This window comes from Mesorhizobium sp. LSJC285A00 (assembly GCF_000503155.1).
Classification (GTDB): domain Bacteria; phylum Pseudomonadota; class Alphaproteobacteria; order Rhizobiales; family Rhizobiaceae; genus Mesorhizobium.
This window is the reverse complement of the sequence record NZ_AYVK01000051.1, coordinates 1-26,114: the sequence shown is the minus strand read 5'-3', so window position 1 is coordinate 26,114 and position 26,114 is coordinate 1. Positions and strand designations below refer to the sequence as shown.

Annotated in this window: 25 protein-coding genes and 1 pseudogene; 20 read left to right on the top strand and 6 right to left on the bottom strand. The window is 63.8% G+C overall.

Annotation, left to right across the window (positions count from 1 at the left end):
* Positions 1-132: 132 nt before the first annotated feature.
* Positions 133-1,305, bottom strand: coding sequence for an MFS transporter (locus tag X726_RS140900; RefSeq protein WP_050587434.1), 1,173 nt, complete (start codon positions 1,303-1,305; stop codon positions 133-135).
* 231 nt (positions 1,306-1,536) lie between these two features.
* On the opposite strand from X726_RS140900, the gene X726_RS140905 reads away from it, so the two are divergent.
* The 4 genes from X726_RS140905 (at position 1,537) to X726_RS140920 (ending at position 4,833) form a co-directional block, all read left to right on the top strand.
* Positions 1,537-1,824 carry a DUF3175 domain-containing protein gene (locus tag X726_RS140905; protein WP_023673065.1) on the top strand — a complete coding sequence of 96 codons (288 nt, stop codon included), beginning with the start codon at positions 1,537-1,539 and terminating at the stop codon, positions 1,822-1,824.
* A 208-nt stretch (positions 1,825-2,032) separates the two neighbouring features.
* A complete protein-coding gene (gene iolE / locus X726_RS140910; RefSeq protein WP_023673064.1) occupies positions 2,033-2,944 on the top strand; it encodes a myo-inosose-2 dehydratase in 912 nt (303 codons plus the stop codon).
* 214 nt (positions 2,945-3,158) lie between these two features.
* Positions 3,159-3,365 (top strand): LacI family DNA-binding transcriptional regulator, encoded by a 207-nt coding sequence (locus X726_RS140915; RefSeq protein ID WP_023673063.1) that lies wholly within the window; start codon positions 3,159-3,161, stop codon positions 3,363-3,365.
* A gap of 1 nt (position 3,366) precedes the next feature.
* On the top strand, positions 3,367-4,833 hold the full coding sequence (locus X726_RS140920; protein WP_023673062.1) for a PLP-dependent aminotransferase family protein: 1,467 nt from the start codon (positions 3,367-3,369) through the stop codon (positions 4,831-4,833).
* Between the two features lie 19 nt (positions 4,834-4,852).
* On the opposite strand, the gene X726_RS140925 is transcribed toward X726_RS140920, so the two are convergent.
* Entirely contained in the window at positions 4,853-6,097 is a 1,245-nt protein-coding gene (locus X726_RS140925; protein WP_023673061.1) for an aminotransferase class I/II-fold pyridoxal phosphate-dependent enzyme, read from the bottom strand.
* 112 nt (positions 6,098-6,209) lie between these two features.
* Here X726_RS140925 and X726_RS1000000171330 point away from each other — a divergent pair, with 112 nt between their 5' ends.
* The 6 genes from X726_RS1000000171330 (at position 6,210) to X726_RS140950 (ending at position 11,646) form a co-directional block, all read left to right on the top strand.
* Positions 6,210-6,482, top strand: a complete 273-nt coding sequence (locus X726_RS1000000171330) for a hypothetical protein (protein ID WP_198037391.1) — start codon at positions 6,210-6,212, stop codon at positions 6,480-6,482.
* Positions 6,457-7,368, top strand: coding sequence for a polysaccharide deacetylase family protein (locus tag X726_RS140930; RefSeq protein WP_023673060.1), 912 nt, complete (start codon positions 6,457-6,459; stop codon positions 7,366-7,368). Before X726_RS1000000171330 ends, X726_RS140930 begins: the two co-directional genes overlap by 26 nt.
* A 63-nt stretch (positions 7,369-7,431) precedes the next feature.
* Positions 7,432-8,400, top strand: coding sequence for a sugar ABC transporter substrate-binding protein (locus X726_RS140935; RefSeq protein ID WP_023673059.1), 969 nt, complete (start codon positions 7,432-7,434; stop codon positions 8,398-8,400).
* 157 nt (positions 8,401-8,557) lie between these two features.
* Positions 8,558-9,673, top strand: coding sequence for an ABC transporter permease (locus tag X726_RS140940; protein WP_023746972.1), 1,116 nt, complete (start codon positions 8,558-8,560; stop codon positions 9,671-9,673).
* A complete protein-coding gene (locus X726_RS140945; protein ID WP_023712088.1) occupies positions 9,670-10,506 on the top strand; it encodes an ATP-binding cassette domain-containing protein in 837 nt (278 codons plus the stop codon). Before X726_RS140940 ends, X726_RS140945 begins: the two co-directional genes overlap by 4 nt.
* A gap of 33 nt (positions 10,507-10,539) precedes the next feature.
* Positions 10,540-11,646: a Gfo/Idh/MocA family oxidoreductase gene (locus X726_RS140950; RefSeq protein WP_023673056.1), complete on the top strand. Its 1,107-nt coding sequence runs from the start codon at positions 10,540-10,542 to the stop codon at positions 11,644-11,646.
* A gap of 149 nt (positions 11,647-11,795) precedes the next feature.
* On the opposite strand, the gene X726_RS140955 is transcribed toward X726_RS140950, so the two are convergent.
* Positions 11,796-12,572 carry a FadR/GntR family transcriptional regulator gene (locus tag X726_RS140955; protein WP_023673055.1) on the bottom strand — a complete coding sequence of 259 codons (777 nt, stop codon included), beginning with the start codon at positions 12,570-12,572 and terminating at the stop codon, positions 11,796-11,798.
* Between the two features lie 107 nt (positions 12,573-12,679).
* A complete protein-coding gene (locus tag X726_RS140960) occupies positions 12,680-13,570 on the bottom strand; it encodes an NAD(P)-dependent oxidoreductase (protein ID WP_023673054.1) in 891 nt (296 codons plus the stop codon).
* Positions 13,571-13,687: 117 nt separating this feature from the next.
* On the opposite strand from X726_RS140960, the pseudogene X726_RS01000000167605 reads away from it, so the two are divergent.
* Positions 13,688-14,702 (top strand): annotated as a pseudogene (locus tag X726_RS01000000167605) (NAD(P)-dependent oxidoreductase).
* A gap of 18 nt (positions 14,703-14,720) precedes the next feature.
* Here X726_RS01000000167605 and X726_RS140965 read toward each other — a convergent pair.
* Both X726_RS140965 and X726_RS140970 read right to left on the bottom strand, forming a co-directional pair.
* The gene (locus X726_RS140965) at positions 14,721-15,503 is read right to left on the bottom strand and encodes a FadR/GntR family transcriptional regulator (RefSeq protein ID WP_023673051.1); all 783 of its coding nucleotides are present in this window, start codon (positions 15,501-15,503) and stop codon (positions 14,721-14,723) included.
* Positions 15,504-15,682: 179 nt separating this feature from the next.
* Complete coding sequence (locus X726_RS140970) at positions 15,683-16,672, bottom strand: sugar-binding protein (RefSeq protein ID WP_023673050.1); 990 nt, start codon at positions 16,670-16,672, stop codon at positions 15,683-15,685.
* Positions 16,673-17,086: 414 nt separating this feature from the next.
* On the opposite strand from X726_RS140970, the gene X726_RS140975 reads away from it, so the two are divergent.
* From X726_RS140975 to X726_RS141015, 9 genes are all read left to right on the top strand, one after another.
* Positions 17,087-17,878 carry an ATP-binding cassette domain-containing protein gene (locus tag X726_RS140975; RefSeq protein ID WP_245261375.1) on the top strand — a complete coding sequence of 264 codons (792 nt, stop codon included), beginning with the start codon at positions 17,087-17,089 and terminating at the stop codon, positions 17,876-17,878.
* A gap of 41 nt (positions 17,879-17,919) precedes the next feature.
* Positions 17,920-18,918, top strand: coding sequence for an ABC transporter permease (locus X726_RS140980; protein WP_023673048.1), 999 nt, complete (start codon positions 17,920-17,922; stop codon positions 18,916-18,918).
* A gap of 988 nt (positions 18,919-19,906) precedes the next feature.
* Positions 19,907-20,734 (top strand): AraC family transcriptional regulator, encoded by an 828-nt coding sequence (locus X726_RS140985; protein WP_023673046.1) that lies wholly within the window; start codon positions 19,907-19,909, stop codon positions 20,732-20,734.
* 113 nt (positions 20,735-20,847) lie between these two features.
* Entirely contained in the window at positions 20,848-21,291 is a 444-nt protein-coding gene (locus X726_RS140990) for an SRPBCC family protein (RefSeq protein WP_023673045.1), read from the top strand.
* Positions 21,292-21,307: 16 nt separating this feature from the next.
* The gene (locus X726_RS140995) at positions 21,308-22,102 is read left to right on the top strand and encodes an FAD binding domain-containing protein (protein ID WP_023673044.1); all 795 of its coding nucleotides are present in this window, start codon (positions 21,308-21,310) and stop codon (positions 22,100-22,102) included.
* Positions 22,103-22,162: 60 nt separating this feature from the next.
* Positions 22,163-22,645, top strand: a complete 483-nt coding sequence (locus tag X726_RS141000) for a (2Fe-2S)-binding protein (RefSeq protein ID WP_023673043.1) — start codon at positions 22,163-22,165, stop codon at positions 22,643-22,645.
* A gap of 11 nt (positions 22,646-22,656) precedes the next feature.
* A complete protein-coding gene (locus tag X726_RS1000000172315; RefSeq protein ID WP_023673042.1) occupies positions 22,657-24,024 on the top strand; it encodes a xanthine dehydrogenase family protein molybdopterin-binding subunit in 1,368 nt (455 codons plus the stop codon).
* A gap of 1 nt (position 24,025) precedes the next feature.
* Entirely contained in the window at positions 24,026-25,030 is a 1,005-nt protein-coding gene (locus X726_RS1000000172310; protein ID WP_023673041.1) for a molybdopterin cofactor-binding domain-containing protein, read from the top strand.
* A gap of 7 nt (positions 25,031-25,037) precedes the next feature.
* Positions 25,038-25,919: a MoxR family ATPase gene (locus X726_RS141015; RefSeq protein ID WP_023673040.1), complete on the top strand. Its 882-nt coding sequence runs from the start codon at positions 25,038-25,040 to the stop codon at positions 25,917-25,919.
* Positions 25,920-26,114 lie beyond the last annotated feature (195 nt).

The following is a 26,114-nucleotide window of genomic DNA, read 5'->3' as shown; positions in this document are numbered from 1 at the left end:
CCGCTGCGCCCTTGCGAAACCATGTTCAGCTTTTCCACTGCCACCATGCCAACCGGCTGCTGCCGCACCCACTCGCCTGCTGGCGTCGCGCAGCCAATCGCCCTTGTCAAGCAACAGGGCAATCCTGCCTTCCTAAGCCATCAGGGCAGCACTGCGTTTTGCTTTCCACAGCAGCAGCCCGATGGCCACTATGTTCAGCAAGTTCCACGCGATCCCGTTGAGGAACGCGGCGGCGTAAGAGCCGGTCAGGTCGTAGATCCAGCCCGACATCCAGCCACCGATCGCCATGCCGAAGATGGTCGCCATCATGACGATGCCGATACGCTGGCCGGCCTCCCTGGCGGGCAGGTATTCGCGCACGATGATGGCATAGCAAGGCACGATGCCGCCTTGCGACAGGCCGAACACCAGCGACACGACATAGAGCGAGGCAAGCCCATCGAACGGGATGTAAAACAAAAGCGACAGGCATTGCAGCACGGAACCGATAAGCAGGGTTTTCACGCCGCCGATGCGGTCGGCGACAAAGCCGGAGGCGAGCCGGCTGACGACACCCGCCGCCATCATGATCGACAGCATGTCGGCGCCATGCGCAATGCCGTAGCCAAGATCCATGCAATAGGCGACGATGTGCACCTGCGGCATCGACATCGCCACGCAGCAGCCGAGACCGGCAACGATCAGCAGCACCTGTAACGCCGCCGGCGACAGCGAAATCGACTGCACTGGCCGGCTTCCGGGCGAACCGGCGGCAGCCGCCGCCGGAGCAGCGCGCCGCAACAACAGCACCAGTGGCACCATGGTGACCAGGCAGAAGACACCGATGCCGGCATAGGTGAAGCGCCAGCCTTCCGCCTTGATCAGTGTCGGCATGATGGTTGGCCAGAGCGCTCCGGCGAGATAGTTGCCAGCCGCCGCAGCTGTGACGGCGACGCCGCGCCGACGGTTGAACCAGTGCGAGATGTCGGCGATCAGCGGCCCGAAGATCACCGATGTGCCGACACCAATCAGCACGCCCTGGGCAAGGGTGAATTGCAGGATAGAGGTCGACAGCGCGGCGAGCAGCAGGCCGGCGGCGAGAGCCACCGAGGATAGCAGTGCCGGGATCCAATACCCCATGCGATCGACCGCGCGGCCAACCAGCACATTGCCGGCGGCGAAGCCGACCATGGTTGCGGTGTAGGGCATCGATGCCGCGGCGCGGTCAACGCCGAACTCGGCCTGCACGGCCGGCAGCACGACGACGACGGCCCACATGCCGACCGCACCGATCGTCGCCAGCAGCATGGAGATGGCAAGCCGCATCCAGGCGTAGCTGCTGTCGATGCCGGGGCTATCCGCCTGATTGGCGACGATCGGGGTCAAGGCGTTTCCTGTCTACGGTCCTGGGAAGTCGACCGTTGTGTCGCCACTATCGGCGCATTCACCGCGACGGGCAGCGCCACAGGGCCATGATCCGTGGCTCCAGCGGCCCGGCGACTTTCTCGGGAACCGGCGGCGGCCTGCTCGAGTTTTTGCGACAGGAAGGAGTTTGTCATGACCGCGAAAAAGAAATGGTCGGCCGAGGTGACCGAGCACAGCGATGCGATGGACCTCGAGGACCACATCTTCGAAGCCGACGACGCCAGGAAGATCGCGGCCTCGCTCAAGCGCTCGGCCGAGCACAGCGACCGCCGCAAGGCCGAGCCGTTTCAGTCGGCCATGTCGATGCTGAATTTCTACATCAACCGCGCCGGCAAGAACCTGCCGCAGGCGCGCCGGAAAGTGCTCGAGGACGCCAAGGACGAACTGCGCGCGGCCTTCGGAAGGCCGCAGCAGGATTAATGCATGTCGCTCAAAAGTGGCGCCGGTTTTGAGACAACGACATGCAAAGACCTAAGCGCGTCGACTTAGTCCGTTCAAACGGGACGCGCTTTAGCGCTCCCGATTGGCTCTACCAAATTCACCTCAACTGGACCTAGTGACAGGTCCTCTTTCCCCTCAGTTTGCCGGCCTCGGCTTTGTGTTTCCCCGAGCCCTTTGAAGTAGCGGCATGACGGTCAAGATCGGCATCAATCCCATCACCTGGAGCAATGACGATGTTCCCGCACTCGGCGGCGATACGCCGCTCGCGACATGCCTGTCGGAAACCAGGCAGGCCGGCTATCGCGGCACCGAACTCGGCGGCAAATTCCCCAGGCGAAGCGACGAGCTTGGACCGATCCTGTCTTCTTACGGACTGGAACTCGTCTCCGGCTGGTATGACGGCCGCATTCTGGACCGCACGGTCGACGAGGAATTCGCCGCCCTCACCTCGCATCTGACCCTGCTGCGCGACCTCGGCGCCAAGGTCGTCGTCTATGCCGACACCTCGCGCGGCCGTCATGACGGCATTTTCGCGCCGATCTCACAGCGTCCGCGCCTCGCTGACGGCGAATGGACCGCCTATGGCGAGAAGCTGACCGAACTCGCCGACCGCATGGCTGCCTTCGGCGTCGGCATGGCTTTCCATCACCATATGGGCACGATCGTCGAGAGCGATGACGAGGTCGACAGGCTGATGGCCGCAACCGGCAAGAGCGTCGGCCTGCTGTTCGATACCGGCCATTGTCTGTTCTCAGGCGGCGACCCGGCCTCCCTCCTGAACCGGCATCTCGACCGCATCGTGCATTTCCATTGCAAGGACGTCCGCGCGGCCGTGCTGGAGAAGGCACGGCGCGAGGACATGAGTTTCATGGCGGCAGTGATGGAAGGAATCTTCACCGTGCCCGGCGATGGCTCCGTCGATTTCCTGTCGCTGCTGCAGCCTCTGGCCAGCCATGGCTTCGAAGGCTGGATCGTCGTCGAGGCCGAGCAGGATCCGGCCAAGGCACACCCCTTGACCTATGCCACGAAAGGTTACGCTTCGCTTCTCAAAACGGCCTGCGCGGCCGGGTTCGACGTGGCAATACGAGACATGGCCTAACCACCGCCGGGGGGCTGGTGGTTGGGCCGGTTGGGCGCGCGCCTCGGTAGGGGTAGCGACGCGAAAGCGCCCGGCGATCCGCGCCGCCGCCCTCCCTTGGCGGCGCGGATCGCACAGTTCTTGGCATCGAAATTTTTGCCCCCGAGTTGCCGGCCCGGCGTTTCCAGCTTGAGGCTGGGGACGAGGCATGCCTTGATGCAGATGGAGGAGCGACATGGCATTCGAGGCGGCACTCGGCATGGAACGGCTTTGCACCATCCGTGAGATCGCCGAGAAGGCGGAACTCGGCGCGGCAACCGTTCACCGCGCGCTGAAGAACAGCCGCGAGGTCCGTCCCGAAACCAGACGGCTGGTGCTGGAGACTGTCTGCCTGCTTAACGAAGAGAAGATCGCCCGCGCCGCCAGGTTGGTCGGAGACTAGCTTGGCCGACCATATGCGCCTTTCCCTCGACATCATGTCGGTCGACCGCGGCTCGGACGAACCGATGCACCGGCAGATCTACGGCGCCTTGCGGCGCTTCATCCTCGACGGCCAGATCCAGCAGAACACGCTGCTTCCTTCGACACGCTCGCTGGCCGAGGATCTCAAGGTCGGCCGCAACACGGTGATCGCCGCCTACGACCAGCTGCTCGCCGAAGGGTTTATAGAGGCGCGCGCCGGGTCCGGCACCTGGGTGGCGCCGATCCAGCAGAAACGCCCGCCGGCCGCGCTGCGCGCCGGCCTCGCCGCCCCGCAAAAACTCTCGCGGCGCGGTCAGACCATCGTCAACGGCCCGCAGCCGCCACGCAATGCCGGCGTCATCAACTTCCATCCGGGCGTGCCGGAATCGGCATCCTTTCCCTTCACCATCTGGTCGAGCCTTCTGGTGCGCAATGCGCGCAGCCGCGATGAGAATTTGCTCGGCTATATCTCCTTTGCCGGCCATCCCGGCCTGCGCCAGGCCATCGCCTCGACCATAAGCCTGTCGCGCGGCATCAATTGCACCGCCGACCAGGTCATCATCGTCACCGGCGCGCAGGCAGCACTCGACCTCGCTTCGCGCGTGCTGATGGACGAAGGCGACCATGTCTGGATGGAGGAGCCCGGCTATCTCGGCGCCAAGAGCGCCTTTCTCGCCAGCGGCGCGCAGCTTGCGCCCTTGAAGGTCGATCGCCTTGGATGGCATCTCGCAGACCCAGAGCTGCCGCCGCCGCGCCTGATCTATGTGACGCCATCCTGCCAGTGGCCGTTCGGCACCATCATGCGCATCGAGGAACGACTGCAGCTGCTTGACATCGCGGAACGCCACGGCGCCTGGATCGTCGAGGATGATTATGACGGCGAGTACCGGTACCGTGGCCGGCCGGTACCGGCGCTGCGCGGCCTCGATCACGCCGACCGGGTCGTCTATATCGGCTCCTTCGGCAAGACGCTGATCCCGGCGCTCCGCATCGGCTATCTCATCGTGCCGCGCGAACTGTCGGTCCCCTTCGACCGCGCCGTCTCGATCACCGGCCAGTTCGCGCCGCTGATCCTGCAGGCGACGGTCAACGACTTCATCACGCAAGGCTATTTCGCCACGCATCTGAAGCGTATGCGCCGGCTCTATGCGCGCCGGCAGGCCAATTTCGTAAAATTGTGCCAGGAGCATCTGGCCGAATGGCTGACTGTGACCGAGAACGATTCCGGCATGCAGCTGCTGGCCAGTTTTATCCGACCCTACAAGGACAGCGACGTCGTCGCCGCTGCCGTCAAGGAGGGCCTCGACGTGCAGGGCATCTCGATCAACTACCATTCGAGCGAGCCGGAACACGGCCTGCTGCTCGGCTATGCCGCGATGGACGAACGCCAGATCCTGCGCGCAGTGCTGGCGCTGCGCGCCGCCTTTATGCGACTGGACCGGCAATAAGCCGGTCCAACGCGGCTCTTCAATTCACGCTGTCGAATTTCTGCAGGTCCACCGGTGCTGCCTTGCGCACCTCGACATCGTCCAGCGAGGCATTCTCCAGCGCCACACGGGCCGCCGCATCGATGTTATGGATCATGTCGTCGATGTCGGCGTCGCCATGCGCCGGATTCATCGCGATCATCACCGTGCGGTTGAGGATGTCGAGAGAACCCTTGCCGAGGTCGTCGGCATAGGTCAGCCGCAGGCCCTTGTTTTCCGGCAGCGTGTACGGATTGAGCGCCGGATGATGCGCGCCCTCATGCATCAGCACCTGGTCCCACTGGGTGAAATTGTGGCGGCCGGTCTTGCCGGCAATGACGCTCGGAATGGTCTTCGAAAAAGTCTGCGCCGCCTGTTCGCTGGGCAGCAGATACATTACCTGTGCCGCGCAATCGTCGTCGGGGCTGTTCATCGGCGACGGCGTCAGGCCGAGATTGCCGAGATGGCGCGTGCCGGCCAGCACCTTCTTCTTCTCCGCCCGCATCGCCTCGATGATGCCGTCCAGACGGTCGAGCTGGACATTGAGCATTGCACCCATCAGTTCCGAGGCGCGCGCCCCGATGCCGGCGAACGGCTTGATGCTGTCGCTGCGGCCCTGCCAGTAGAAGTGGCAGGGGTCGATGGCGCAGCGCGCGCGCTCGGCCACTTTCGGATCGCTGGTGGCGATGCCGCCGCCCTCGCCCGACGTGATGTTCTTGAAGTAGTTGAAGGAGTAGGCGCCGGCATGGCCGATGGAGCCGAGCTTCTTGCCCTCATAGCCGCCGCCAATGCCCTGGCAGACATCTTCCAGCACGAGCAGACCGCGTTTTTTAGCGATATCCATGATCGCGTTCATGTTGCAGGCCGCACCCCACATATGCACCGGGATGACCGCCTTGGTGCGCGGGCCGATGGCGTCGCGCAGAGCGGCCGGGTCAATGGTCAGGCTCTCGTCGATGTCGACAATGACCGGAATGGCGCCGACCGACAGCACTGCCGTTGCGGTCGCCATATAGGTGTGCGCCGGCACCAGCACCTCATCGCCCGGGCCGATGCCGAGGCCGATCAGGCCGGCGGCGAGCCCATAGGTGCCGCTGGCGGCCAGCGCAAAATGCTCGACGCCGAGATGCCTGGCATAGCGGGCCTCGAAGCGGTTGCACTCGCTGTTCTCGCCATAGCGAAACAGCGCACCCGAGCGGATCACCCTGGCAATGGCTTCGATCTCTTCTTCGCCGGCAGTGTACATGGCAAGTCTCCACATCGCTGATGGTATGAAAGCAGTACGCCTGCGGCCGCTGTTTGAAAGAACCACTCCGCTGCGATCTGACCAAGCCATCCCGGTTGCTTGATGGCCGGGTTTGACGCCGAATGTGGGCATATCGAATGAAATCGACATTCCAGAATGCAGGCCCGCGGAAAAATCGTACCCATCCGAATTCGTCGAAGTGGCCCTGTCGGAAAGCCGGCATTGGGCGTTCCATCGCGTCCAGTTGGGCAAACGGTCGGTTCCATGCAGCACGGGACACACTTTGGAAGACCCTCGAAACCGGCGTGCCGGCAAGATGGTGGCCGGCAAGATGGTGGCCGGCAAGACGGTGGCCGTCCATGACGCGACAGCTCGTCCTGCATGAAGACGATGTCGGCATGTGCCATGGCGCCAACAGCGCCTTCCTCGAACTGACCGCACACGGCGCCTGCAGCTCCGGCGCCGTGATGGTGCCGTGCCCATGGTTCCCTGAGATGGCCGAAGCGGCAGCCGCCGATCCCCGGCTCGATCTCGGCGTCCACCTGACGCTGAACAGCGAAAAGCAGCACTACAAATGGCGGCCGCTGACGTCGCCGTCGCGCGCGGCCGGCCTGACGGACGAGTTCGGCTATTTCTGGCCCGATGTAGCGACCACCCGCCGCAAGGCAGCACCGCAAGCGGTGGAAACCGAGCTTCGCGCGCAGATCGACACCGCCTACCGCGCCGGCATCGACGTCACTCATCTTGACGCCCATATGGGGGCAGCGCTGTCGCCGGAGTTTTGCGACGTCTACATCAAGCTCGGCCTGGAATATCGGCTGCCGGTGCTGTTGACCAAAACGCTGTCGGCCTATTCGCCCAACGACAATCTGGTCGGCGTCACCGAAGCGGCGTTCCAGCGCGGCGTCACTGGAGCCCGCGCCAAAGGCTTTGTCATCTTCGACGCCGCCATTCAGACGACCTGGGGCCGTCCACGCTCCAAGCCGATAGAGCCAGCCTACAAGGCATTGGTCGAAGGGGTCCGTGAAGGCCTGACCTTCTTTTGCCTGCACTTCAACGCGCCGGGCGAGCTCGAACTGATCGAGCCGCGCTCCGCCTATATCCGCACCGAGGAATATGAACTCTTCCGCGACCAGGCTTTTCGCGACTGGCTCGGCGCGCAGGACATCGACATCATCGGCATGAAGCCGTTGCGCGAGGAACTGCGTGCACGGCTCGGGGCATCGACACCGGCAAAGGCCCGCAAAGCGGCCACCCGGTCAGCGCCGTAAGCCGATCCGTCGGCCAACAGCGCAAAGAGGGATTTGGAACTGCAACGACAATGGGAGAATGACATGAAGACTGTTCTGAAACTGGCGCTCGGCGCGCTTGTCTCGATGAGTATGCTGGCGGGCGTCGTGCAGGCCGCGGGCCTGAAGGACCCGAAGGATGTCCGCATCACCTTCGTGGTGCATGGCTCGGCCTCCGATCCCTACTGGTCGGTGGTCAAGCGCGGCGTCGACGATGCGGCGGCGCTCACCGGCGCCAAGGTCGAATATTATGCGCCGCAAGTGTTCGACGTGGTCGAACAGGCCCGCCTGCTCGACGCGGCCATCGCCACCAATCCCGACGGCATCGCCGTCTCCATTGCCGACGCCAATGCGCTTGGTAAATCGGTCAAGGCCGGCCTTGCCGCCAACATTCCGATGGTCGTCCTGGATTCCGGCGAGAAGGAAGGCGCCGAACTCGGCACCTCTCTCTACGTCGGCACAGTCTCCGAATATGATTCCGGCAAGAAGGCGGGCGAGCGGCTGGCCAAGGAAGGCACGCTCAAGGTCGTCTGCATCAACCACGAGGTCGGCAATGTCAGCCTCGACCAGCGCTGCCAGGGGTTGAATGACGGGCTGAAGCCGTCAGGCGGCGGCACCGAGGTGCTTACCGTGTCGCCCGATCCGGCCGACATCCAGCGCCGCACCGAAGCCTATCTGTCGGCGCATCCCGACACCCAGGCGGTGTTTGCGCTCGGCGCCACCGCCGCCAATCCGCTGATCCCGTTCTTCCGGCAGAAGGAACTGTTCGGCAAGATCAAGCTCTACACCTTCGACATCAGCCCCGAAGTCCTGGATTCCGTCGTCGCCGGCGAAATGGGCTTCGGCATGGACGCCCAGCAATATCTGATGGGATACCTGCCGGTGATCTATCTGGTCGAGCATGCCACACATGGCTTCTGGCCGCAGAACAACGCCTACACCGGGCCGCTGTTCATCGACTCGCCCGGCAAGGCCAAGGCGATCCTGGCGCTCGCCAAGGACGGCATCCGCTAAGGCAAGACCAAAACGGATCGGGGAGCCGCCATGCGCTCCCCGTCTCTGGTCGAGATTGCGAAGTGAGCGATTGGGGAGCCTAATGGCTGTTGTGGAAGACAAGGCGATACCTCCAGAAGCGCCGGCCCCCGGGGTACTGGGCAAGGACCGTTTCGGCATGACGTCGAAACGGGCGGCCGGCGCTGACGAGCGGCTGGCCAGCACCGGCCGGCTGACTCAATGGCTGCGCCGGCCCGAAGCCGGTGCCGCCGGCGGCCTTATCGCCACCATCATCATCTTCGCCCTGCTGCCGGGTGCAGCGAACCTCTATTCGCTGCAGGGGTCGATGACCTTCCTGACGCTGGCAGCCGAACTCGGCATCATCGCCACGGCCGCAGCCCTTCTCATCATCGCCGGCGAGTTCGATCTCTCCGTCGGCTCGATGGTCGGCTTCGCCGGCGTCGTCATCGGACTGACGGTGAAATATTGGGGCCTGCCGCTGTGGGGCGGCATCGCCTGCGCCTTCGCTGTCGCCATCCTCACCGGCTACGTCAACGGCCTGATCGTGGTGAAGACCCGCCTGCCCTCCTTCATCGTGACGCTGGCGTCGCTCTACATCCTGCGCGGCCTGTCGATCGGCATCACCCGCGCCGTCACCGGCCGCACGCAGATCCCCTACATCCTCGACGGCGCGCCGGACCCGGCAACCGCGGGCCTGTTCAACGGCCATCTCCTGACCGGCTTCTTCCAATGGATGGGCACGCAAGGCTGGATCGCCACCCGCACCGACGGCATTCCCTTCGTCGTCGGCATTCCGATGTCGATCGTCTGGTGGCTCGGACTGACAGCGCTTGCCGGCTATGTCTTGACCCAGACCAAATACGGCAACTGGATCTTCGCCACCGGCGGCGACCTCAATGCCGCCCGCAATGTCGGCGTGCCGGTCGACCGGGTTAAGATCGCGCTGTTCATCTACACCGCCTGTGCCGCGACCTTGCTTGCCACCATCCAGGTGATGGAGGCCGGCTCCGCCGACACCACGCGCGGCCTGCTCAAGGAATTCGAGGCGATCATCGCCGCGGTCATCGGCGGCGTGCTGCTCACCGGCGGCTACGGCACCGTCTATGGCGTGCTGTTCGGCGCGCTGATCTTCGGCCTGGTGCAGATGGGCATCTTCTACACCGGCATCGACACCGACTGGTTCAAGGTCTTCCTCGGCATCGTCATCTTGATGGCCGTGCTCGTCAACAACTACATCCGCCTCAAGGCGCTCGGACGCGGAGGTGGCAAATGACCTATCCAAACCCATCCCCGGCCATCCAGCCAGCCATGGAATTGCGTGGTGTATCGGTCAATTTCGGCTCGGTGCGCGCGCTGCAGGATATCGACATCAAGGTCTATCCCGGCGAGGTGCACTGCTTGCTGGGCGACAACGGCGCCGGCAAGTCGACGCTGATCAAGGTTCTGTCGGGCGTGCACCGGCCGACCAAGGGCGAGATTTTCGTCGACGGCAAGCCCGTCACGTTCCGCAGCCCGCGCGACGCGCAGGACCTCGGCGTCGCGACGGTCTTCCAGGACCTCGGCATGATCTCGCTGATGTCGATCACGCGCAACTTCTTCCTCGGCCGCGAGCCGACCAGAAGCCGCCTGCCCTTCTCGCGCTTCGACAAGGAGCGCGCCAACACAATTGCCCGCCAGGCGATGGCCGATATCGGCATCGACGTGCGCGACCCGACGCAGGCCGTCGGCACGCTGTCGGGCGGCGAGCGCCAGTCGGTGGCGATCGCACGCGCCGTGCATTTCGGCGCCAAGGTGCTGATTTTGGACGAACCGACCTCGGCGCTCGGCGTGCATCAGGCGGCGATGGTGCTGAAATTCATCATCGAGGCGCGCATGCGCGGCCTGGCCGTGATCTTCATCAGCCACAACATCCACCACGCCTACCCTGTCGGTGACACTTTCACGCTGCTCAACCGCGGCCGCAATCGCGGTACATACGCCAAGTCCGAGATCTCGCGCGACGAGGTGATTTCCATCATGTCGGGCGGCGAGGATTTGAAGGCGGTGGAAGCTGAGATTGCCGGGCTGTTGGCGCAGATCGGCAACCGGCCGGCCGCCGCACCCTGAGCCTGGAACACTTTTGCAGAGAGTATTAACAGCATGAGCAGGATACGCGTCGGCGTCATCGGCGCCGGCATGATTTCGCAGGTCGAGCATATTCCAAACCTGTTGCGGCTCGGCGACCTGTTCGAACTGGTCGGCGTTGCCGACCCGTCAAGGATTTCGCGGGAATATGTCAGCGAAATTCACGGCATCGCCAATTTCGAAACGCCGGAGCAACTGTTCGGCCAGAAGCTCGACGCCGTCGTCATCGGCTCGCCCGACCCGCTGCATCACGAGCAGGTACTGGCCGCACTCGGGCGCGGCCTGCATGTCTTCTGCGAAAAGCCGCTCTGCTATTCCCCGGCGGAAATCGCCGAGATCATCGCCGCGCGCGACAAGGCCGGCAAGGTCATGCAGGTCGGCTATATGAAGCGCTTCGATCCGAGCTACCGGCTGGCGCTGGCCTCGCTGCCCGGCACGGCAAAGACGTTGCGGTCCGTCTCGGTCGAGGTCAACGATCCCGATGCCTGGCCGTTCATCGCCCACCAGCGCTACAAGCGCGGCAACGACATTCCCGAGGAGCTGATTGCCGCCGCGCAAGCCAGGCAGAAACAACAGGTCGAGCGCGCCATCGGCCAGCCCATGACCGATCTGGCTTTCCGTGGGTTTACCGGCGCTTACAGCTCCGCCTTGATTCACGATGTGAATGCCGTGCACGGCCTGCTCGACGCGCTCAGCGTGCCGGAGGGCGAGGTTGTCGGCGCGCAGATCTTCGCCAATGGCGATGGCGGCCAGGGCGCGGTAAAACTGCTCGACGGCCAGGCGCTGTGGACGATGACGCATCTCACCGTGCCGAAGCTCGCCGACTACAAGGAACGCATCACGCTCTTCTTCGACGATGCCAGCCTTGAGCTCGAATTCCCCTCGCCCTGGCTCAACCATCATCCGACCCGGCTGACTGTGAAGACCTCGGACGGCCACACACTGTCGACAAGGGATCTGCGTGCCGGCTACGGCGAAGCCTTCGTCGAGGAACTGCGCGGCTTCTGGGGTGCGATCGTCAATGGCGACGAGGTGGTCAACCGCCCCGAGCACGCCGCCCGCGACCAGGCGCTGCTGGTCGCGCTGACCAGGCAGCACCTGGCCACTTCGCAGGCCGGCTGAGCGCTCGCAGGATGTGTTGAGATTCAGGTCAGGCCGCGCCGAAAACGTTGGATTTCGAGAACCGGAGCGGAGCGTACTTAAGTAAGTGAGCACCGGAAGCGCAGAAAGCCGGCGTTTGCAGGCCGGCCTCACCTGAATATCAGCATATCCTACCGGGTGTTGATGACGCCGTCGGTATTGGCGAGCAGCTTGCGCACCGCGTTGCGGGCCGCCTCCGGCCGCTGCAGGCGGATGGCCTTCTCGATCGCCTCGTGCAGTTGCTGTGCATGCTGCAGATCGTCGAGTTCGCGCGTCGTATAGGTGAACAGATGATCGAAGGCGGATTCGATCAGCACGCCGAGCGGCACCAGCAGATCGTTGCCGGAGGCGCGCAGGATGGCCAGATGGAAACGCGTATCGGCGCGCGTGCGCTCCTGCAGGCTCGGCGCCTCGCCCATCTCGCGGCAGGCCTGGCTGATCTCGGCCATCTGCTCTTCGGTGCGTCGCATGGCGGCGAAGGCAGTCGCTTCCGGCTCGATGATATGGCGGAATTCCTGCACCGTCTTCAGGAACACCTCACGGTCGGGCGCGGTCGCGTACCAGGCGAGCACATCGCGATCGAGCAGGTTCCAGCGCTCCCTGGGCTCCACCCAGCTGCCGATCTTGGGGCGCGATGCCAGAAGGCTTTTGGCCATCAGCATCTTGATCGCCTCACGCACCGCCGAGCGGCTGACGTTGAAGGTTTCGGACCATTTGGCTTCATTGGGCAGGATGGTGCCCGGCGGATAGTCGCCGCGCACGATCCGAAGCCCGATTTCGCTGGCCAGCGAGGCATGCACGCTGGTGCCGGGCATCCGGGTGGCGTCAGCCCGGCGAAAGGTCGCCGGGCGCTCGCCGGATGCCGCCTTTTCAGGCTTCGTTCCCTTATTCGGCTTTCCGTCCCTCATGCGTCCACAAAGTCCGGATTTCGAAAGCTGTCAAGCAGAGGGCGGGACGTTGACGGCAAAGCCTGCGGCTGTGCACAGATCAGGTCGCAACCTTGCCCCCGGCCGGCCTATTTGACGTATTTGCGCCAGCTGTGCTCGGGACGGAAGCTAAGCATCTCCCTGGCTTTGCGGTTGGAAAGCAGCGTTTCATATTCGCCGAGCTGCGTCTTGACCGGCACGTCGGGATAAAACCGCTTCAACAGTTCCGCGGTCGGCAGGTCGGACGAGGTGTCGTCATTGGCGGCGTTGAACACCTGGAAGCCGAGCCCGTCCGTTTCAACGGCGCGTAGCGCGATCTGGCCGAGATCGCGCGCGTCGACATAGCTCCAGGCGATGCGCTTGCGAAAGCCCGGATCGGCAAACCACTTCGGAAACAGCGAATATTCGTGCGGCTCGATGACGTTGCCGATGCGCAAGGCATAGATATCGGTGCCGTTGCGCTGCGCAAAGGCGCGCGCCGTGTGCTCGTTGACGACCTTGGACAGAGCATAGCTGTCCATCGGATCGACGTCGTATTCTTCATCGAGGGGAAAATATTTGGGGTCGCGCGGTTCATTGGCGAACACCACGCCATAGGTGGTCTCGCTGGACGCGATCACCACCTTGGGGATGCCAAGCTTCACCGCCGCCTCGATGACGTTGTAGGTGCCCATCGCATTGATGCGGAACACCTCATTGTCGGTCGTGATCATGATGCGCGGTATCGCGGCGAAATGCACCACGGCATCGACCGGCTGCGGCCGCAGCGACGGGTCGAATTCATGCAGGCCCATATAGCTCGACAGCGCGTTGAACACCTGGCCGCTGTCGGTGATGTCGGTGATCAGCGTGCGCACCTTGGGATTGTCGAGCGGCCTGGTGTCGATGTTGAGCACCTGGCAGCCCTGTTCGACCAGATATTGCACGACATGGCGACCGGCCTTGCCGCTGCCGCCGGTGAACATGATCCGCTTCGTCATTTTCGTCTCCAATGCCTAGGATTTCCGTGTATTGTCAGACAATATGGCATTCCGCAACCACCCTCGCCCGCCAGACGGCGGCGCCCACTATCAATCATCGCAACAGGACTTCAAGACATGACCACGACCGCCGCGAGCGAAAAGATCGGCTTTATCGGCCTTGGCCTGATGGGGCACGGTATTGCCAAGAACATCGTCGACAAGGGCTATGGCCTGACCTTCCTCGGCCGCAAGAACCGCAAGCCGGCGGAGGACCTGATTGGCCGGGGCGCCAAGGAGGCGGCGACTTCGCGCGACGTGGCGGCGGCGTCCGACATCGTCTTCATCTGCGTCACCGGCTCGCGCGAAGTGGAAGCCATCATCCGCGGCCCCGGCGGCCTCAAGGAAGGCTTGAAGAAGGGTTCGGTCGTCGTCGACTGCTCGACCGCCGATCCGGTCTCGACGGTGGCGCTGGCGGCGGAACTGAAGGAGATCGGNTTCGGTCGTCGTCGACTGCTCGACCGCCGATCCGGTCTCGACGGTGGCGCTGGCGGCGGAACTGAAGGAGATCGGCGTCGACTTCGTCGATGCACCGCTCAGCCGCACCCCGAAGGAAGCCTGGGAAGGCACGCTCGACGCCATGGTCGGCGCGCCCGACGCGCTGTTTGCCCGTGTGAAGCCGGTCATCGAGACCTGGGCCGGCCGCATCGTCCATATTGGCGACACCGGTGACGGCCACCGCATGAAGCTGCTCAACAACTTCATCTCGCTGGGCTATGCCGCGATCTATTCCGAGGCGCTGGCGCTGGCCGAAAAGGTCGGCATCTCGCCACCGCGTTTCGACAGCGTCATCCGCAACGGCCGCATGGATTGCGGCTTCTACCAGACCTTCATGCGCTGGACGCTGGAGGGCGACCGCGACGCACATAAATTCACCATCGCCAACGCCTTCAAGGACCTGACCTATCTGGAATCGATGGCGGGCGCGGCCGGCATCGCCAACCCGCTCGGCAACGCCACCAAGAACTCCTTCGCCGGTGCCCATGCCACTGGCCCGGCCGAGCAATTCGTGCCGATGCTGGCGACATATATCGGCAAGGTCAACGGCGTCGACCTGATGCCCAGCAAGGATGGCAAGAAGCAGACGATTTGAGGTGGCGAAAAGCCTGTGTCAGCGCCTCGACCGGCCGATAACATCGTCGGTGTTGGCGAGCAGTTTGTGCACCGCATTGCGCGCGGCCGCAGGACGCTGCAGGCGGATGTTCTTCTCGATCGCCTCATGCAGCGCCTGCGCCCGCCGCTGATCGCTGGTCTCGCGTGTGACGAAGACAAAGAGATGATCGAGCGCCGACTCGATCAGAACGCCAAGCGGCACCAGCAGATCGTTGCCCGAGGCGCGCAGTATGGCGAGGTGAAAACGCGTATCGGCGCGGATACGCTCCTGCAGGTTCAGAGCCTCGCCCATCTCACGACAGGCCTGGCTGATCTCGTCCATCTGCTCGTCGTTGCGCCGCGTGGCGGCAAAGGCCGACGCTTCCGGCTCGATGATGTGACGGAACTCCTGCACCGTGCGCAGGAAGGCTTCCCGGTCCGGCCCGGTCGCGTACCAGGCCAGCACATCGCGGTCGAGCAGGTTCCAGCGTTCCCTGGGCTCGACCCAACTGCCGATCTTGGGCCGTGAAGCCAGCAGGCTTTTGGCCATCAGCATCTTGATGGCTTCGCGCACCGCCGAACGACTGACATCGAAGATCTCGGCCCATTTGGCCTCGTTGGGCAGAATGGTGCCGGGCGGATAATCGCCGCGCACGATTCTGAGGCCGATCTCGCCGGCCAGCGAGACATGGACGCTCGCTCCCGGAAAATGCGCGGCACCGGCCCTGCGCATGACAGCCGGACCGCGGCTGGCTTGTGCCTTGGCCCGCTCGGTTCGCTTCTTTGATTTCTCGTCCGGCATTCACGTTCCAATGCGTCGGCCGTCTGCGTCCGGACTGGTCCGAACCTGCACGGCGCGCCGATCTCGTTGCCGAAAATCCAAACTACAGACGCGTCAAAGCCGGAGCCTGCTGCCCCAACCGTTGCGTCCGTCCGGGAAGAGACGGGGCGCCCGTCAAAGGGCGCCCCGAAATCGAGAACCTACTTCTGGATGCAGGTGTCGACCGTGTCCTTTGTGCATTCGTCGAGGCCGGTGAACACCGGATCGGCGACGGCCTTGCCTTCGACCAGATCGATCATCACCGACGGTGCCTTGTAGCCCATTTCGAACGGCCGCTGACCAACCAGAGCGGTTACAAGGCCGTCACGGGCGATCGCCACTTCATCGCCGATCGTATCGGCGGCGCCGATGACGAAGTCGTTGCTGGCGATGCGGTCCTTGAGCGGCCCGAACAGGTCGCGATAGGGCTGCGGTGCGCCAAACAGCGGCCAGCCGCCCATGATGCCGAAGGCGTCGAGCTTGGGATTGGCGGCGAGGATGTCGGTCATCGCCTGCACGCCCTTGGCGCCGTCGTCATTGGTGAACACCGGGCAACCGGCGACTTCGGTCCAGCCGCCTTCGCCGGCAAGTGCCGCCAGGCCTTCCTTGCCCGACAGCGCGTCACGCATGCCCTGCGCGCGGCGCAGGATGTTGTCGGCCGCGGGATTGCCTTCGATGGTACAGATCGTGCCGCCGTTCGGCTTGCCCTTCTTGATGTACTCGCCGATCTTGTGACCCATCAAATAGTTGTCGGTGCCGAGATAGGTCTTGCGCAGCGCGGCATCTTCCTTGCTGAGATCGGCGTCGAGCGTCATGATCGGGATCGTCGGATTGGCGGTCTTGATCGTCTGAGCGATCAGCGGCGCGTTGGATGGCGAAATCGCCATTGCCACCGTGTCGGCCTTGCTCAGCATGTCCTGAACGATCTGCGCTTCGCCGGCCTCGTCGGAGGTCGATGCCGGGCCGGTGTAGAAGCATTCATATTCCGAGCTTGCATTTTCCTTGTTCCATTTCTCGCAGCCCTGGTGGATGGCTTCGAAGAATGGATTGTCGAGACCCTTCACCACGATGACGAGCTGTTTCTTGGCCAAAGCCGGCCCGGCGCCCAGCGCCATGGCGGCGACGGCGGCGAGCAAAAGTGTTTTCCTCATGTCAGTCCTCCCTTGAAACAGACGGACACGGCGTGCCCGCCACACAGATCGACCGGATGCTTAATGACCGAGGTTCGTTTCACGAGCACTCGTGTCGCCAAGACAGATCGATAAGCATTTCCAGATGCGGCATTGGCCCGGCTCACACAAGGGTGGCGCCGCAACCTCGACCGATAAACCTCCGCCGATTCCGCCCGGCTAACCGCCAGCGGCATCGGCATAATCTCCTCCGACGCTTAGCTAATATCGGCTTGCGGCCAACGTCAATGCTATTTGTCCTACAAAACGGATTTTTGGATAACCAAGGCTTCAATTCGTCCGACAATTGATTGACGAGCGCCGGCTTTTGCGTAAAAGAACGCTGACGCTGTTTCCGGGAGGAGATGGGGAGAGCGGGGCCAAAGCAGCGCCGGCATTCACGCCGGGAACAGCAGCGGGTCGCAAAACACGGGGAGGCAAAGACTGGTGGCGGTTCTCGAACTCACCAATATCTCGAGGCATTTCGGCGCCATCCAGGCGGTCAACGACGTATCGCTGTCGATCGAGCCCGGACAGGTGGTCGGCCTGATGGGCGACAACGGCGCCGGCAAGTCGACGCTGGTCAAGATGATCGCCGGCAATTTCCGCCCCAGCCATGGCGTCATGCGCATGGACGGCAAGGAGTTGATCCTGCACAAGCCGGCGGAAGCTCGCCAGCACGGCATCGAGATCGTCCACCAGGACCTGGCGCTGTGCAACAATCTGACCGCTGCCGCCAATGTCTATCTCGGCCGTGAATTGCGCCGCGGCTTCGGCCCTTTACGCATCCTCGACTATGCCGCCATGTACAAGCGCGCCGGCCAGCTCTTCGCCGAGTTGAAGTCCGAGACCCGTCCGCGCGACCTCGTCAAGCAGATGTCGGGCGGCCAGCGCCAGGCAGTAGCGATCGCGCGCACCATGCTGTCGCAGGCGAAGATCGTGTTGATGGACGAACCGACGGCCGCGATCTCGGTGCGCCAGGTCGCCGAAGTGCTGAACCTGATCCGCCATTTGCGCGACCAGGGCATCGCAGTGGTGCTGATCAGCCACCGCATGCCTGACGTGTTCACCGTCGCCGACCGCGTCATCGTCATGCGGCGCGGCCGCAAGGTCGCCGACAAGACGATTGCGTCAAGTTCGCCCGAGGAAGTCACCGGGCTGATCACCGGCGCCATCGAACAGGTTTGATCTCAGCGAATTTCACCACGCACAGCACATGAAGGTCGACGATGGCACTGACAATTGACCAGCCGATCGAACAAAAGCAGCAATCCTTGCCGGCAAGACTGTTTGCCAGCCAGACCTTCTGGGTGGTGATCGCGGTCATCCTGGCCTGCCTGTTCCTGTCTTTTGCCACCGACGCCTTCGCCACGTCGAAGAACCTTTACAACATCACCCGCAACATCACCTTCGTCGCCATCATCGCGCTCGGCATGACCTTCGTCATCATCACAGGTGGCATCGACCTGTCGGTCGGTTCGGTGCTCTGCCTGTCGTCGATGGTGCTGGCCGTCACCATGCATGCCGGCTACTCCATCGAGGTCGGCATCCTCGCCTCGATCGCCACCGCGCTCGCCATAGGCGCCTTCAACGGCATCATGATCGCCTATCTCGGCTTTCCACCCTTCGTGGTGACGCTCGGTATGCTGTCGATTGCCCGCAGCCTCGCCATGGTCGCCTCCAACAACACCGTCGTCTTCCAGTTCGGCCCGGATCACGACAAGCTTCTGGCGCTGGGCGGCGGTGCATGGGTGTTCGGCATCGCCAATCCGGTGCTCTACATGATCCTTTTGGCGCTGATCACCGGCTTCACGCTGCGCTGGACCAAGTTTGGCCGCCACATCTTCGCCATTGGCGGCAATGAGCACGCGGCGACGCTGACCGGCGTTCCCGTCAAGCAGATCAAGGTCGCCGTCTATATGATCTCGGCGCTGGCGGCGGGCATTGCCGGCATCATCCAGACCGGATGGCTGGGCGCCGTCACCACCAATCTCGGAACCGGCATGGAACTGCAGGTCATCGCCGCCACGGTCATTGGCGGCGCCAATCTCGCCGGCGGCGTCGGCACCGCCTTCGGCGCTATTGTCGGTGCCGCGCTCATCGAAGTGATCCGCAACAGCCTTGGTCTGCTCGGCATCAATGCTTTCTGGCAAGGCGTGTTCATCGGCGGCGCCATCCTGCTCGCGGTGCTGTTCGACCGGATCCGCAACTTCAGGCGCAATGACTGAATGTTTTTGGACTGAACCTTTCGGCTGGAAACCGTTGCCTTGACATCGAAAACCCTGTTCGAGCTCAACGGCCGGCTGGCGCTGATCACCGGCTCCGGCCAGGGCATCGGCCTGGCGCTGGCGCGCGGCCTTGCCGAGCATGGCGCAAGTGTCGTGCTCAACGGCCGCGATGCCGGCAAGGTTGCCGGTGCTGTCGCCGGCTTGCGCGACGCTGGCTTCAAAGCGCACCCCTCGACCTTCGACGTGACGGATTTTCGCGCGGTCGATGCCGATGTCGCCCGCATCGAGGCCGAGATCGGCGCCATCGACATCCTGANAGTTCAGACGTGTGCTCTTCCGATCTATCAACAATGCCGGCGTGCAGTTCCGCGCTCCGCTCGAGGACTTTCCCGAGGAGCAGTGGGAGCGGCTGTTCAAGACCAATGTCTCCGGCGCCTTCCATGCCGGCAAGGCGGTCGCCCGCAATATGATCGCGCGCGGCAAGGGCAAGATCATCAACATCGGCTCGGTGCAGAGCGAACTCGCCCGGCCCAACATCGCGCCCTATACGGCCACCAAGGGCGCAATCCGCAATTTGACACGTGGCATGTGCACCGACTGGGCGAAATACGGCTTGCAGGTCAATGCCATCGCCCCCGGCTATTTCCGCACCGAGATGAACCAGGCGCTGGTCGACAACCAGGAATTCTCCGCCTGGCTGGAAAAGCGCACGCCGGCTGGCCGCTGGGGGTATGTCGACGAACTGATCGGCGCCGCCGTGTTCCTCGCCTCCGACGCCTCATCCTTCGTCAACGGCCATACGCTTTATGTCGACGGCGGCATGACGGCTTCGGTTTGACGGGAAACCCTATCGCTCAGTCTGAAAATCCACCACTACGGCCGGCAGCACACAGCGGCTTTCGCCCCGCGCCTTGACGCGAGCCCGAACTCAGCCGCACAATCCCGTCGCAGGCGAAGGGAGGCCAGTCGTCTGCGGGAGGTATAACCCATGACGGACGCGATCAGGCTCTATTGGGGCCGGTTCGGACATGTTTCTGTCCTGAATGTCGCCAGCGACTTCGTCACCCATGCGCATGTCGAGGCCCACATCATCATCTGGCTGGAGGGCACGGCCGGCGAGATGACCGTCGGCCGCGAGACGGTGCCGCTGGGTCCCGGCACCGCCGCCGGCATCAATTCCTACCAGCCGCACAGCCACATTCTGTCGCAGAACGGCAGGCCCGGCCTGTTCCTCGCTTTCTACATCGATCCGGATTGGGCGCGCCGGCGCCGCGACCTGCCTTCGTCGGCGCCGTTGTTTGCACAGGCTGCGATCACGCTCGAACCCTGGCTGCACCAGGCCGCCGCCAACCTGCTCGACCATTTGAGCGATAATGAAAGCATCGACGACGTCGCCAATTACGAGATCGAGCGCTTCATCGATAGCCTGCTCGACGCCGCCGACGCCTCGGCGCCGCAGGAGGCGCGGATCCGGGTCAACACAATGCAGGATTTCCGCGTCCGCAAGGCAATCCAGCTGATGAAGGCCAATGTCTGCGAACGCATCTCGTTCGACGACGTCGCCCGCAGCGTCGGCCTGTCGCGGCCGCACTTCTTTGCTTTATTCAAGGAACAGACCAATCTGACGCCCAATGTCTACTGGAACACGCTGCGCATGGAGGAAGCCGTGCGGCAGCTGCAGTGGTCGCAGGAGCCGCTGATCTCGGTCGCCTGCAATCTCGGCTTCACCACCCAGGGCAATTTCTCGCGCTTCTTCCGCGACCATGTCGGCGTGCCGCCGACGCTTTACCGCGAGGCGGCGCGGGCTATGGCCTGAGCCAAGCCGCTCGTTTTTCAGACTCCTTGATAGGGCCGCAAGACCCATTGATAAGCGCAGCACCGGCCGCCGCCCTACCCTGCTGCGTATCGAATTCGTAGGGGAATGATCATATGGCTGAAGTCACCGTCTCCAGCGTCATCGACGCGCCGGTCGAAAAGGTCTGGGCGCGCATACGCGACTTCAACGGCCTGCCGGGCTGGCATCCGCGCATGGTCAAGAGCCATATCGAAGACGGCAAGAGCGCCGAAACCATCGGCTGCGTGCGTAATTTCGAGCTCGCCAGCGGCGCGCGTATCCGCGAAAAACTGCTCGACTTCTCCGACGCGAATTTCCGCGTCAGCTACTCCATCCTGGAGACGCCGCAGCCGTTGACCAATCACAAAGCGACGCTGCAATTGCGCCGCGTTACCGACGGCGACCGCACCTATGCCGAATGGACAGCAACTTTCGACGCGGCGCCCGAAGAGGCCGACAAGATCGCCGCCGGCATGGCCGCCAATGTCTTCCAGGGTGGCTTCAATGCGTTGAAGAGCCATTTTTCTGGCCAGAGCTGAGTCAGGGGAGACTGCCATGGCGCTTGCCCTCCAGACCTTTTCGGCCGTCAGGGATGCCAACGCGGCGCTGAAGGCGCCCGGCACCCGCTATCTCGGCGGCGGCACGCTGGTCGTGCGCGCCGCCAATGAAGGCGATGTCTCCGTCACCGGCCTCGTCCGCTCGACTGATCCGGCCCTCTCCGGGATCACCGTTGCCGGCGGCAAGGTCCGCATCGGAGCTTCGGTGACAATGGCGGCCATCGCCCGCCATCCCGAGCTTGCGGCGCTGTCCAGGGCTGCGCGCGCCGTCGGCGGCCCGGCGATCCGCAATATGGCGACTGTCGGCGGCAATCTGTTCGCACCCGCGCCCTACGGTGATTTCGCTGTCGCCCTGCTGGCGTTGGATGCGACGGTCGGCACCGATGATGGGGAATTGCCTATCGAGGATTTTCTGGCCAGGCGGGACGACAGCCGCGCCATCGTCACATCAGTCGCCTTCGCGTTGCCGAAGGCCGAGAATTTCCGCTTCCTGAAAGTGTCGCGGGTCAAGCCGAAGGGCGTCTCCGTGCTCAGCATCGCCGCCGTTCTCGAACAGGCCGGCGACGGCACTGTCTCCTCGGCGCGGATCGCGCTCGGCTGCATGGCAGACCGGCCGATGCGCGCCCGTGCTGCGGAAAAGGCACTGATCGGCAGCAGGCTCGAGCAGGACGGCGTCGCAGCGGCGCTGGCTGCAGCCGGTGAAGGCACCTCGCCAATCACCGACCCGATCGCCAGCGCCTGGTATCGCGCCGAGGTTCTGCCGGTCCATCTCGGCCGGCTGCTGCTTACTTAACCACCGCTTGGGGGGCGCGCGTCTGTCCGATCAACCGGGCAGGCGCGCTGGGAGGAAAACATGGCAAAGGTTCCGGTTCAGTTCACGCTCAACGGCTCGGAGAAGGCCGAATTTGTCGACAGCGGCACGACGCTGCTGCACGCGCTGCGCGACAAGATCGGCGACACCTCGCCCAAGGGCGGCTGCCACCAGGGCACCTGCGGCGCCTGTTCGGTCATCATCGACGGCGAACTCCGGCTCTCTTGCCTGACGCTGGCCGAGACCTGCGGCGGCGCCGACATTCGCACCACATCGGGCCTCGCTGAGGCCGGCGTCCTGCATCCGCTGCAGCGTGCCTTCCTCGACGCCTTCGCCACACAATGCGGCTTCTGCACGCCGGGCATGATCATGGCCGCCAAGGTGCTGCTTGACCACACGCCCAATCCGAGCCGCGAGGATGTGGTCGAGGCGCTGTCCGGCAATATCTGCCGCTGCACCGGCTACGAGCCGATCATCCAGGCGGTGCTGACCGCGGCCCGAGCCAATTCGCAGAACGCGGCCTAAGGACCAAAAGAATGGAACTGCGCAAAAACTATTTCGCCGATCAGCGCAAGGACGGCCTGCACGAGATCGGCCATGGGCGGCCTCGGCTGGATTCGCCGGGACATGTGACGGGCAAGACCGCCTATTTCGCCGACCGCAACTTCCCGAATATGCTTCACCTGAAAATGGTGCGCAGTCCGCACCACCATGCCCGCATCCGTTCGATCGACACTTCCGAAGCGGAGAAGCATCCCGGCGTGGTGAAAATCCTCACCGCCAAGGATGTGCCGCACAATGTCTACACCATCCTGATCCTGATCCAGGTCGGACCGGAAGACGAAACGGTGCTGGCCGACGGCAAGGTGCGCTGGAAGGGCGAGGCCGTGGTGGCGGTACTGGCCGAGACCGAGCGCGCGGCTCAGGAAGCGGCAGCCAAGGTCAAGGTCGATTATGAGGTGCTGCCGGCCGTCTTCGACATGGAAGAAGCGCTGAAGCCCGGCGCGCCTTTGGTCAACGAATATCACGGCCAGAATTATTACCTCTATGACAGCGGCGAATGCCGCAAGGTGCGCTTCGGCGATGTCGAGGCGGGCTTCGCTGGCGCCGACCACATCCTGGAACAGAGCTACCAGTCCTCGCCGATCGAGCATGCGCCGACCGAGACCACGGGCTGCGTCGTGGTGCCCGAAGGCAATGACCGCTTCACCTGCTACACCAACACCCAGGCGATGTTCTTCACCCTCGACAACGCGTCGATCATCCTGCAGATGCCCGGCTCCAAACTGCATTTCGTCGGCGGCACTGTCGGCGGCGGCTTTGGCGGCAAGGTCGACGTCATCGTCGAGCCGATCGCCATTCTTGGCGCCAGGCTGACAGGACGTCCCGTCTCCTTCATCTACAGCCGCGAAGAGGAGATGCAGATCTCCTCACCCCGCGCCGCCGAAAAGATAATCATCAAGGACGGCGTGATGAACGATGGCCGCATCGTTGCGCGCAAGGTGACCGGCTATACCGATGCCGGCGCCTATTCGCGCCACTCGCCTTATGGGGCGCAGAAGGGTGCCGCGCACTATCCCGGCCCCTACACCATCCCCAATGTCTGGATCGACACCTACTGCGTCTACACCAACCGCACACCCTCCTCCGCGATGCGCGGCTTCGGCGTCACCATCGGCGACTTCGCGCTTGAGGTGCAGATGGACAAGCTGGCGCGGCTGATCGGCATGGACCCGCTCGAATTCCGCTTCATCAACGCCTATCGCGATGGCGACATGAAGGCGCATCGCCAGCCGACCGAAGGAGCGGCGCTGATCGAGTGTATGCAGGAGGCGTCGCGCGCCGCCAACTGGCCTGTGGCGGAGAAGTATATGGCGATGTCCTCCTACAAGAAGGGAGCTTGAGATGGCGCTAAGGCGCGGACGCGGCGTCGCCGCGATCAACTATCCGACGGGCATGAACCTTGGCGGCGACCCGACGCAGGCGCTGGTGCATTCGACGCCGACCGGCAATTTCATGGTGACGCTTTCCAGCGTCGATCTCGGTCAGGGCTTGAAGCAGATCATGGCGCAGATCTGCGCCGAGACCATCGGCGTGCCGACGGACCGGGTTACCATCGACACCGCCGACACCGACACCGGTCCGCACTGCATGGGCACCTTCGCCTCGCGCGGCACCCACCGCGCCGGCAACGCCGTCATCCAGGCGGCCAAGGAAGCGCGCCAGGTGATGCTGGAAGTGGCGGCGGAAGAGCTGGAGGTGAACGCCTCCGATCTCGAAACTGATGGCGAGGGCAACATTCTGGTCAAGGGCGCGCCGCAAAAGTCGATCTCGATCTTCGATGTCGCGCTGTCGGCTCATTTCAAGCGTGGCCGCTCGATCTCAGGCCGCGGCATGTTCCTGATCCCGCGCTCCTATCCGGAGAAAGAGACCGGCGCGATGAAGCCGTCGACCTGCTACGCCCATGCCTGCGCGGTGGCCGAGGTCGAGGTCGATGACGAGACGGGCGAGGTTACGGTGCTGACCGTCAAGAACGTCTTTGAGATCGGCCGCGCGCTGAACCCGAAAATGGTCGAGCAGCAACTGGTCGGCGGTTCCTGGATGGGCATCAGCCACGCGCTCTACGAAACGACCGAGCCCTATTATCCCAACCGCGACCATGGCGGCACCGACTTCAACCAGTATCTGATGCCGGGACCGGGCGATCTCGCCCAAACCGAGATCATCGTGCTGGAGCGGCCGTCGGCGGATGGTCCTTACGGTGCCAAAGGGCCAGGCGAAATGTGCGCGAACCCGCAGATCCCCGCGGTTGCCAATGCCGTCTTCGACGCCGTCGGCGTGCGCATTGACACGCTGCCGATCACGCCGGAGCGCATATTGCGCGCGCTGAAGGCGCAAGCGGCGAACTGAGGACGACATGCAGGAGCCGAACGCAGAGACTGTCGCGACCTCACCGGAGGCGGTGGCATCCCGTCTCGCCGCTTCGCGTTATCTCGCCGACGACAGCCTGGCCACCGCCATCTTCCTGGCCATACGGCTGGGCAAGCCGTTGCTGCTCGAAGGCGCGCCCGGCGTCGGCAAGACCGAAGCGGCCAAGGCGATCGCGCAGCTGCTGGGCCGCGATCTGGTGCGGCTGCAATGCTATGAAGGAATCGACGCAGCACACGCGCTCTATGAATGGAACTACCAGCGCCAGTTGCTCGCCATCCGCCATGCCGGCGAGCACGAGATCGACATCTATGACGACCGCTTTCTGATCGCGCGGCCATTGCTGCAGGTGCTGCGGGCGCCGGAGCAGCGCGTGCTGCTGGTCGACGAGATCGACCGCTCCGACCACGAATTCGAAGCGCTACTGCTGGAATTCCTCTCCGACTTCCAGATCAGCATTCCCGAACGCGGCACCATCCGCGCCGAAGCGCAGCCGATCGTCATCCTGACGTCGAACCGCACCCGCGAACTCGCCGAAGCGCTCCGGCGCCGCTGCGTCTATCACTGGATCGGCTATCCCGACGCCGAGCGCGAAGCCGCCATCATCATGCTGCGCGCCGGCGATGTCGCCGAGACCACCGCCCGCGCCGTGGCGGCCGCTGTGCAGGAGATCCGCGTCCGCCCGCTGGCCAAGCCGCCCGGCATCTCCGAGGCCGTAGAATGGGCCAACGCCGCCACCATACTGGAGAAAGGCGGCAGCCCATGGCCGCAAGCCTTCCGCCGAGCCATCGGTGTGCTTATCAAGGACGAGGAGGATTTGTCCGCGATCGCGCCGGAGCTTGGCCAGATTGTCGAGGAGGCGCTGGGGTGACGTGTGAGGTCAACAGCTCGTTCATAGCGAGGTGGCCTCACCTGGGCACTCTGCAACGCTGGCGGGACAGCGCCCCCCTCTGTCCTGCCGGACATCTCCCCCACAAGGGCATAGGCGCTAAGATAGCTTTGGCATGGACTGAAACTTGCGCTTTCGTGGTGGTTCGCGCCAGCGATATCGCAAGGCATGGAGATT